This window comes from Acetobacter pasteurianus subsp. pasteurianus LMG 1262 = NBRC 106471 (genome assembly GCF_000285275.1).
Lineage (GTDB): Bacteria > Pseudomonadota > Alphaproteobacteria > Acetobacterales > Acetobacteraceae > Acetobacter > Acetobacter pasteurianus.
This window is the reverse complement of the sequence record NZ_CADO01000071.1, coordinates 1-5,656: the sequence shown is the minus strand read 5'-3', so window position 1 is coordinate 5,656 and position 5,656 is coordinate 1. Positions and strand designations below refer to the sequence as shown.

The 5,656-nt window shown below is 55.9% G+C and carries 7 protein-coding genes and 2 pseudogenes; 8 read left to right on the top strand and 1 reads right to left on the bottom strand.

From position 1 onward, the window contains the following. A pseudogene (locus tag APA10_RS10995) lies at positions 1–265 on the top strand (transposase); the annotation flags it as partial. A gap of 543 nt (positions 266–808) precedes the next feature. Here APA10_RS10995 and APA10_RS10990 read toward each other — a convergent pair. Further along, a complete protein-coding gene (locus APA10_RS10990; protein ID WP_012813095.1) occupies positions 809–1,849 on the bottom strand; it encodes an IS110 family RNA-guided transposase in 1,041 nt (346 codons plus the stop codon). 14 nt (positions 1,850–1,863) lie between these two features. Here APA10_RS10990 and APA10_RS10985 point away from each other — a divergent pair, with 14 nt between their 5' ends. The 7 genes and pseudogenes from APA10_RS10985 to APA10_RS10960 form a co-directional block, all read left to right on the top strand. Continuing rightward, entirely contained in the window at positions 1,864–2,190 is a 327-nt protein-coding gene (locus APA10_RS10985; RefSeq protein ID WP_250697682.1) for a hypothetical protein, read from the top strand. Positions 2,191–2,312: 122 nt separating this feature from the next. Next, positions 2,313–3,746 (top strand): DUF6880 family protein, encoded by a 1,434-nt coding sequence (locus tag APA10_RS10980; protein ID WP_003630722.1) that lies wholly within the window; start codon positions 2,313–2,315, stop codon positions 3,744–3,746. Between the two features lie 105 nt (positions 3,747–3,851). Next, a complete protein-coding gene (gene vapB / locus APA10_RS10975; protein ID WP_012813340.1) occupies positions 3,852–4,076 on the top strand; it encodes a type II toxin-antitoxin system VapB family antitoxin in 225 nt (74 codons plus the stop codon). Further along, entirely contained in the window at positions 4,076–4,480 is a 405-nt protein-coding gene (vapC, locus tag APA10_RS10970) for a type II toxin-antitoxin system tRNA(fMet)-specific endonuclease VapC (protein ID WP_003630720.1), read from the top strand. The genes vapB and vapC overlap by 1 nt, the downstream gene beginning before the upstream one ends. Positions 4,481–4,642: 162 nt before the next feature. Then, complete coding sequence (locus APA10_RS14670; protein WP_080587162.1) at positions 4,643–4,888, top strand: type II toxin-antitoxin system CcdA family antitoxin; 246 nt, start codon at positions 4,643–4,645, stop codon at positions 4,886–4,888. Further along, a complete protein-coding gene (locus APA10_RS10965; RefSeq protein WP_003630719.1) occupies positions 4,889–5,194 on the top strand; it encodes a CcdB family protein in 306 nt (101 codons plus the stop codon). A 123-nt stretch (positions 5,195–5,317) separates the two neighbouring features. After that, positions 5,318–5,656 (top strand): annotated as a pseudogene (locus APA10_RS10960) (cation:proton antiporter); the annotation flags it as partial.

The window sequence follows — 5,656 nt, the reverse complement described above, 5'->3', positions numbered from 1 at the left end:
TCATCTGGCGGAAAGGAAAGGCTGGGGAAGATATCAAAAGCCGGGCAGGCTGATCCGCAGGCTTCTCATCATGGGCGCCATGACCCAGGTGAACTGGGCCAGCCGTAAGGCCCCTGCACCGGGAAGCTGGCTGGCACGGATGCTGGCCCGCAAGCCCCGTATGCTGGTCGCCATTGCGCTGGCCAACAGGATGGCACGAGCCATCTGGGCCATGGCAACAAAACAGGAGGATTATCGGGATCCGGCCCTGTCCGTGGCAGCCTGAGCGATGGCTTGGCTTCTGCGGATGGAACCGGTAGGGGTGTGAGAGGGCGATGACCTGAATGGGCGCATGATCGTTTGATCCGGATCGGAAAAACCAGTGGATTTCTCTGTGCTTTAAAGCACGCCTGTGAGATTTGGATCTGATCCGCTGATCACCATACCGGCCAGTGGCTTCTGAAAGGCCACATCAACAGGCCTTACAGAAGACCGCACACGATCACACGTCAATATGGGTCAGAAAACTCTTGCATAACGGACGGCAACCATATGTGGACGGCTCCCCCTTGCAAGGGGCTAGGCAAGAAAATGATCGGATCTTTGCTTCCATATGTCCGGCCTGTTGATGCGGCCATAGGGTCGCTGGCCAAGATGGCTTCCGCAGCGTGAGCCCCAAACACAGAAGCGGTCTTTGATGACCACTGGTTGCCACGGGTTTTCTCACGCCATGGATCGATCGATCACACCATCTGCTCTATTACTTGCAAGCCACGACCTCAGCTCGGCACGAGAGCGTCAAATGTCAGCGCATCGTGCCAGGCTAAGCTCAAACAGCAGCTGCGCCGGGTTGCTGCAGAAGGCGCTTATAGTGTTCGCCGCTGACCATCAGTTTCCAGGCAATCCGCGCAATCTTATTGGCAAGGGCCACCGCTGCGAGTTTCGGTTTTTTGCGCTCCAGCAATTCACGTAACCAAGATGAGGCATTCTTCCCATTGGTCCGCCGGGCATGCGACACGACTGCGGTCGCGCCAACCACCAGCGTGCTTCGCAAGACCTCATCGCCAGCGCGTGTGATTCTGCCAAGCCTTGTTTTTCCACCGGTTGAGTGATCCCTGGGCGTCAATCCGATCCAGGCCGCAAAGGCTCGACCCGATTTGAACAGATGCGGATCAGGCGTTTTCATCATCAGCAGCGCTGCGCCGATCGGGCCAACGCCCGGAATTTTCGCAAGACGCTGACTGCATTCGTTGGCGCGGTGCCATGCCATCACCTTGCCCTCAAGCTGTTCGATTTCACCTTGCAATTCAGCATATTCCTTTGCGTGAAGGGCAAACAACTCGCGCGTCAATGTGGGCAGGCTTTCGTCCGCAGCGATCCGATCAAGGAGTGCCTCAATCCGGCACATGCCTTTGGGCGCCGTGATCCCAAACTCGGCAGCATATCCCCGGATCGTATTGGCGAGCTGTGTGCGGTTCCGGATAAGTCGTGCCCGCATTCCAATCAGCATCAACGCTGCCTGCTCTTCCTCGCTCTTGAGCGGGACGAACCGCATTGTAGGCCGACTCATCGCTTCACAGAGGGCTTCCGCGTCGGCGGCATCGTTTTTCCCGCGCTTGACATAAGGCTTCACGAGCTGCGGCGCGATCAGCTTCACTGTGTGTCCCAGACACGAGAGCACCCGCCCCCAGTAATGGGAGGCGCCACAGGCCTCAATCGCGATTTCAATCGGGGGCAGTTTCTCAAAAAACTTTACCATCTCCCGGCGGGATAGCTTCCTGCGCAAAACAGGCTGCTCCTTCGCGTTTACACCGTGCAATTGGAAAACACTTTTTGACGTGTCCATGCCAATACGGATAATTTGTTCCATGGGTGGCCTCCTCTGTGAATTCTGCAACGACTTCACCTTGGCACATCGCGATGCCGTTGGGAGCCGTCCACCCCATCACAGAAGAAATCCGCGTCGATCATCTCGAACGGGAAGGGCTTCGGATTGAGGCAGTTCCTGTGCCATCTCTGTCGCCGCCAGCGCTGGTCGCGGTGACTCTGGCCGCGTTCCTGGCTGCGCGAGAAAGAACAACCTTGGCAGAAATCATGCAAAACGTGATCGACGTGCCGCCAGAAAAAGAGCTGCTTGTTATGCTCAAAAATGCAGGATGGGAGTCACGAAGGACCGCCACCGGGCGCTTCTGGGTGAAAACCAGGGGGTGAATAGCTGACATCGGATACGTCCGTCCGGCTTGGATGGGCGTATCCGATGAAAGGAAGGCCCTGACACGCCGGACCAACACTGGGCGATTGCGCTTCCTGAGGGAGAGCCATAACCTGCTTCCATGACTCGAAATCCCTCTGAAAAGCCCAAGTCCCGTGCCTCAGCGAAAGTCGGCACGACTGTCACGAAGGATAATCTGAGGGCGCTTGGTGCGGACCGACTTGCGGACCTGCTCATCGAACTGGCAGGGCAGGACACCGCACTGACCCGCAGGCTTCGCATGGCGCTGACAGCGGTTCACGCGAAGGATAAACTCGGCAAGGAGATCGAAAAGAGACTGCGCACGATCCAGCGTTCCCGTGGGTTTCTGCCCTGGGACCGGATCCGTCCTCTGGCTGCTGAACTTGATACCTTGCGGCAATCCATCCTGGGTGACGTTGCCTCTGCCGATGTCGGGCAGGCCATTTCAGCCATGAGGCTGCTTGTGGAGATTGCCCCATCCGTCTACGAGCGCTCGGACGACAGTTCCGGATACCTGTCGGACGTCTTCCGGGAGGCCGCTTCTGATCTTGGCGTTCTCTGGGGACGACAGGCCAACCGGGATCCCGCCATCGTTGTCACAGACCTTCTTACGCTTCTCGATGATGACGGGTATGGCACCTGTGATCGTCTGCTCGCCGCGTGCGGCACGGCATTAGGCGAAACGGGCGCAGCCATGCTCAGAACTATGCTTCTGGCACGACTGCGCGACCTTCCTGCGTCAAAGGGGAATAGCGATTATCATACCGACATCGCGCGTATGCAGGTGATCAGGCACCTGCGGGATCTTGCGGATGCCATGGGTGACGTTGATGCGTATAGTGAAGCTGTCAGCCTGAGTGACCGCCAGTATGCCTATACCGGCGACGTCGCACGCCGCTTGCTGGACAAGGGGCGCGCCCGGGAGGCACTTGACTGGCTCGACCGGGAAACTGAAGAGAACTCTCGCTTTTACAAGGAAAACGACGATCTGCGGATTGAAGCATACGAGGCCGTTGGAGACCGAGACAAAGCTCAGGCTCTGCGATGGAACGTTTTTCGGGAACGCCTGAGCCTGCCGCACTGGAAAGCCTATCAGCGTCATCTCAGTGATTATGATGCGATCGACGCCGAAGAGCAGGCACTCGATCACATCCGGAATTTCCCGAATAGAAGCGTGGTCCTGTCTACTCTTCTGGAATGGCCCGCTCTCGACGAAGCTGCCCGTCTCGTGCGGCATCATACAGCGGAACTGGACGGACGGGACTACGGGACGCTGCGTCCGGCAGCGGAACGTCTATCTGAAGCTTATCCCAACGAAGCGACGCTGCTCTACCGTCTGCTGGTCGAGGCCGTGCTGGACAGGGCGCTTTCCCGTTACTACGCCTATGCCGCAAAGGATCTTGCGTCCTGTCAGCGACTTGCACCCATGTTGACCATGGCTGAAGGCATGGAATCCCATGAAACGTTCATGACCCGGTTGAAGGCTTCACATAAGCGCAAACTGGGATTCTGGTCATTGATCGCCGTGCCCTGAGAGCAGGGTTGGGGGAAAATGGTCTGGCCAGTATTGCGAGCGAATTCCATTGTTACCCGGCAAGAGTTTGGATATACTGTCGGCATATCCCAAATGGAGGTTACGATGCTCACCCGCACGACGCTTTTTCTGTCCAATCGCTCCCAGGCCGTGCGTCTTCCCAAAGCGGTTGCATTTGACGTCAACCTGAAAGACGTCGTGATCATCCCGGACGGTGCGCGTCGTATAATCGCACCTGCAAATGCCGCATGGGACGATTTCTTTGCCGCGCCGGGCACTCCACTGCCTGAGCGTGATCAGCCGAGGATGCAGGAACGCGAAAGCTTCTGATGCTTCGTTATCTTCTGGATACAAACTTTTGCATTCGTGTCCTGCGTGATCGTCCGCAAGGCTTGCGTGAGCGTTTCAATGATAACGCCGAGGCGCTCTGCATCTCGGATGTCGTGCTTTACGAACTTCTCTATGGAGCCGAAAAATCTCACGATCCGGCAAAGATTCGACGTGAGGTTGAGCATTTTGCCGCACGTCTGTCTGTTTTGCCGTTTGATGATGACGCCGCAGCCCATACAGCGGAAATCAGGGCAGAGCTGGAAAAGCGTGGCTGTGTCATCGGCCCATACGATTTGATGATTGCCGGGCACGCTCGAAGCAGGGGGCTTGTCGTTGTGACTGGAAACTTACGAGAACTTACGAGGGTAGATGGGTTGCGATCTGAGGATTGGACGGCCGGTTAAGGGATAAGTGGAGCTTCTGCTTCGGCTTCTGCCTCATGTCAGACGTAACAGGAATTGCTGGAGTTTTCTGAAAGCAGGTATATAGCGAGATGATAATATGCGCATGGAAATGTGTATAAATATGTGCTATGTTTCAGTTCTCATGTAAATAGGATCAAAGCTATGGTTCGTGTGCACTCCACCAGCCCGTTGCGTCGTCCCACTAATGTGACGTTACCTGCTCAGTTACTCGAAGAAGCCAGATCGCTTGATCTCAACATATCGCAGGCCTGCGAACAGGGGTTGAAGTCAGCGATCGCTTCGGTTCGTGCTCAACAATGGCTCGCAGAAAATCGCTCCTCTCTTGAAGCATCCCGACAGTATGTCGAAAAGAATGGTCTTCCTCTGGCGGATTATCGGAACTTCTGAATGGCGCGTTTTGATGTGTATTGTTTGGCCGGACGAGGTGAAGCGCGTTTCGTTTTAGATGTGCAGGCAGACCTGCTGGACGAGTTGGGCACCCGCATCGTGGTGCCGCTTTTATCACAGAAAGTGGCACCCAAGCCGGCAAAGAGACTGAATCCGATTTTCGTAGTCGATGACCAGTCGTTCGTTATGATGACACAGTTTATGGCTGCTGTACCTGACCGTGATCTGAAAAAAGGCGTGACGTCATTGTCTCTTTATCAGGATGAAATCATCCAGGCTATTGATCTACTTTTAACTGGTTTCTGAGGGAGAGCCTTGGTCGGCTTCCGCCCTCATTTTTGTCATTCAATGCCCGGTTAAGCTTCTCGAATAGCGGACTATTTTCGGTTTTTCTTGACGTAAGGAGCCTGAGCAGTCAGCGGTGAGGCCATGGATACCATCAGCCTTCTTGCTCTACTCCTGACGCTCTCGGCAGGCTTCAGCATTCTCAACCACCATACGTTGCGTGTTCCTGTCACGATCGGCGTTCTGGTCTTCTCATTGCTGACCTCGCTTCTGGTCATGATCCTGAACCCTCTGATCCCGGCCTATGACCTTCAGGCTCTCCCACGGTCTGTACTCGGCGCGATCAATCTGCCTGCGGCACTTCTGAACGGTGCCCTGTCGCTGCTGCTTTTTGCGGGAGCCATGCAGGTGGATGTCGGGCATCTGCGAGCAAAGCTGATGTCTGTGACCGCTCTCTCCATTCTGGGAACCGTTCTGGCCGTG